Origin of the sequence: Microcystis sp. M53598_WE2, from assembly GCF_030067735.1 — a bacterium.
Classification (GTDB): Bacteria; Cyanobacteriota; Cyanobacteriia; order Cyanobacteriales; family Microcystaceae; genus Microcystis; species Microcystis aeruginosa.
Genome location: NZ_JASJFE010000684.1, coordinates 1 through 3,565, shown reverse-complemented (window position 1 = coordinate 3,565; position 3,565 = coordinate 1). Strand labels below are relative to the sequence as shown.

Sequence of the window (3,565 nt, the reverse complement as noted above, 5' to 3'; positions counted from 1 at the left end):
TTCACTTCACGACACTTCCCATCACCCTATCACCCCATCACCCCATCACCCCCACTGATAACTGATCACTGAAAAAGGCCTAACTTTGGGCAAAAATCTGGTTTGTGTCCCCTCTTAGCGGTAAAATTTCTACATCTGGACTGTCGAAAAGTGTAAGTTTTGTCAAGTAAAATTAAGAAGGGAGACAAATTTAAAATAGCCAACTTATGGAAGTAACTTTTACCGCTGCCGAATCCCTAGAAATTGTTGTTGCCGAACAAACCATCCCGATTCAGCATTATCTGCGCCAACCGCAAAGGTTAGTACAGGCTATCGTTGAGACTAGCTTAACAGAACACTTGTCTGAGCATCGGTTTCGCCTAAAAATGCGTCCCCTAAACTTCTTGAATATGTACTATTTTCAGCCCACGGTTATTCTTAATGTCTGGGCTACCTCTGAGGGGACGATATTTTTGCAATCAGAAGACTGTCAGATCAAAGGTATTGATTATATCAACGATCGCTTTAGCCTCAATGTTAAAGGCAAACTCGCTCCTGTGGAAAAAAATAATCAAACCTATCTAGCGGGGAAAGCCAATCTTGAGGTGAAAGTTGCCCTACCACCGCCATTATGGTTAACCCCGCGTCCGCTGTTAGAAATCGCCGGCAATAGCCTCTTAAAAGGGGTTTTATTGCGGATTAAACAGCGTTTAATGAGTCAATTGTTGCAAGATTACCAACAATGGGCTAAACAGGACATTATTGCCCAAAATTACCCCGAAACCATTCTCGATCTCTCCCTTGGTTAAATAAAAATATGAGTTGGACAAAAGTATTATCTGTAGATTCCCTTGCCCCCGGCGCCCGTCAAGTGGTAAAAGTGGGGGAAAATTCCATTCTGTTGATTAACAATAACGGTCAATTCCACGCCGTCGGTAATCGTTGTCCTCATTTAAAATTATCGATGACGAAGGGCCAAATTACCGAGGATGGCGCGATCGTTTGTCCCTGGCATCGTAGTTCTTTTGATCTCTGTAGTGGTGCTGTCAAAGACTGGATTACCTGGCCCCCTGTGGTTAACAAAGCGATGGCGGCAGTTTCTCAACCCCAAGCTTTACCCGTTTATCCCCTTCGCATCGAAGACGGCAGCATCTGGATAGACGCTTGACATCTTCACCGAGGGGGGTTTTTGGGCAACCTAAAGAGCAGTTCACTCGACAATGGGGTAATCTTGGAGAATGCCAAACCCTACCTCGATCGCTTCCGTAAAAACCCAGTTATAGACTGTTCCCCTCCCCCGCTCCTAGGGTTGATTCAAGGTAGGGTTGATTCCAGGTAGGGTTGATTCCAGGTAGGGTTGATTCCAGGTAGGGTTGATTCATGAATCAACCCTACCCCGCTCCAGTGATCCCCACTCTCCTGTATATTTTTTAAACAGGATTGCGCGAGGTCATTCTTTTATTCTGACTTCCCCTCCTGACGACCGGCGACCGACTCCTAACCCCACCAAGAAACTTTTTCAGCAAACCCTAATTAGTTCCGTTTAAAAGTTGAGAACGAAGCAAATCGATCGCATCTAAATAACTTGGCATCGGTTCATCACCTAACAGACAAGCACTGCGATCCACGCTAATCATATCATCACCCCAAAACACCTGACCGACAGGAATAGATTTTCCTCGATCCGGTCGCCAATTACTACTAAAATATTTGAGATTAGCGTCCACCACTGCCCCATCAAAAAGATGACCGATACAAAAATAAACATCCTGTAAAATTAGCGGTACGGAGGGGCGATGTAATTGCCCCCGCGAGTTGGGACTACGGGCTTTATAATGACTACGGGGAAAGAGTCCATAGAGATTTTTTAAAGAAGCAGAAATCAGGGGTTTATCCTTTAAATGGGTGCGTTTTAAGGTTCCAATCGTGATCCGACAATCCACTTCTTCGATAATTTTAGGGGCAAACATCGAGGGAAAACGGACAGGAAAAGGGGAAAGATTCGGATATTCTTGCTGTGGTAAACTATCAGCATCAAGAATAGTTATTCCAGGATCGAGAATAGATTTTACTCCCAAAATATCGATAATTTCTCTCAAAGAAATAGCCGAACATACTCCCTCTACCAAGATAATTTCTGCCCCTGGATTTACCCCTCTCAATCCCCGCAAAACTTGACTTAATACCGGCAGACTAACCGTTACCGGTGGTGGCACAGGATAACCTAAATTAGGTTTAACTAAAATACGTTTAGCTGTGATAGCTGCCCGGGGAGGTTGATAAACAAAATCCGCCATAGCTGAATTTTTTACCCCGGCAGTAATTGAGGATTGGGTAATCATAGAAAAGAAAATAAATCAATGGGAAGCTGACAGATTAGCCAGATCATTTAGGGAGTTTACCTGCTGTAAAGCTTGCCAGATTACCCCGGAATCGGCCCCAGGAAAATGGCTATTTTCACTAATATAACGCTTCCAGGCCTTAGTTCCGGGCTGACCGGCAAAAAGCTGTAAAAGATGTTTGCTGATCTGGTGTAATTTATAACCTTTACTCACCCACTCATCGATGTAGGGAAGCATTTTTTTGATTACTTCTTCCCGGGTAGGAGGAGTAACCGATTCCCCATAAAAATCTCGATCGACTGTGGCAAATAAATAGGGATTATCGTAGGCTGCCCGACCGATCATAACTGCATCTACTAATTGTAAATGTTGTCTAGCCTGTTCTAAATTAATGATACCGCCATTAATTTCAATAAACAAATGGGGAAACTGATTTTTTAGGCGATAAACATCATCGTAACGTAAAGGGGGAACGGTGCGATTTTCCTTGGGACTTAATCCCTGTAACCAAGCTTTACGCGCATGGATGGTAAAACGTTGACAACCCGCATCCGCAACAATACGGACAAAATTGGCCATATTTTCGTAACTATCCTGATGATCAATGCCAATTCTCTGTTTTACAGTCACGGGAATCGATACAGCTTGATTCATTGCCGATATTCCCCTCGCGACTAATTCCGGGTTAGCCATCAAACAAGCGCCGAAATTGCCCTCTTTTACCCGAGAACTAGGACAACCCACATTGAGATTTACCTCGTCATAACCCATATCTTCGGCTATTTTAGCACATTCTGCCAAAAGATAGGGATTATCACCCCCTAACTGCAAAGCTAGAGGTTTTTCTGCTAGGGAGAACCCCAGCAACTTATAGCGATCGCCGTGTTTGATCGCCATCGTCGTGATCATTTCCGTGTAGAGAAGGGGACGAAGGCTAATTTGTCGCCAAAAATAGCGAAAATGGCGATCGGTATAATCCATCATCGGCGCCACACTTAAAATACTGCCCATCTTTCCCTTGATTTTTTCGCTGATCGGGACATTCTCTGGTGAACCCCAGAGAAGAACCAGTCTTCCTCTCAACATATTTTAAAGCTTTTTGGTAAGTAGGTAGGCGTTAAAAATTATCAGACACCACCCTTATCAAGGGGGGACTAAGGGTAGGGTTGATTCATGAATCAACCCTACTATGAATCAACCCTAGTACTAAGGGGGGATCGAACCTAAAATCTATTTTTAATTTA

The 3,565-nt window shown here is 43.9% G+C and carries 4 protein-coding genes; 2 read left to right on the top strand and 2 right to left on the bottom strand.

The features are described from left to right. Positions 1-206 precede the first annotated feature (206 nt). The gene (locus PX636_RS13935; RefSeq protein ID WP_288031166.1) at positions 207-788 is read left to right on the top strand and encodes a DUF1997 domain-containing protein; all 582 of its coding nucleotides are present in this window, start codon (positions 207-209) and stop codon (positions 786-788) included. A gap of 8 nt (positions 789-796) precedes the next feature. Then, entirely contained in the window at positions 797-1,147 is a 351-nt protein-coding gene (locus PX636_RS13930; protein ID WP_012265856.1) for a Rieske (2Fe-2S) protein, read from the top strand. A 361-nt stretch (positions 1,148-1,508) separates the two neighbouring features. Here PX636_RS13930 and PX636_RS13925 read toward each other — a convergent pair whose 3' ends face one another. Further along, a complete protein-coding gene (locus tag PX636_RS13925; protein WP_288117612.1) occupies positions 1,509-2,321 on the bottom strand; it encodes a DUF362 domain-containing protein in 813 nt (270 codons plus the stop codon). A 15-nt stretch (positions 2,322-2,336) separates the two neighbouring features. Next, positions 2,337-3,332: a tRNA dihydrouridine(20/20a) synthase DusA gene (gene dusA, locus PX636_RS13920; protein WP_288117611.1), complete on the bottom strand. Its 996-nt coding sequence runs from the start codon at positions 3,330-3,332 to the stop codon at positions 2,337-2,339. Positions 3,333-3,565 lie beyond the last annotated feature (233 nt).

Coding starts and splice junctions, on each gene's coding strand:
- PX636_RS13935 (WP_288031166.1), top strand. CDS start 207: ATGGAAGTAACTTTTACCGCTGCCGAATCCCTAGAAATTGTTGTTGCC.
- PX636_RS13930 (WP_012265856.1), top strand. CDS start 797: ATGAGTTGGACAAAAGTATTATCTGTAGATTCCCTTGCCCCCGGCGCC.
- PX636_RS13925 (WP_288117612.1), bottom strand. CDS start 2,321: ATGATTACCCAATCCTCAATTACTGCCGGGGTAAAAAATTCAGCTATG.
- dusA (WP_288117611.1), bottom strand. CDS start 3,332: ATGGGCAGTATTTTAAGTGTGGCGCCGATGATGGATTATACCGATCGC.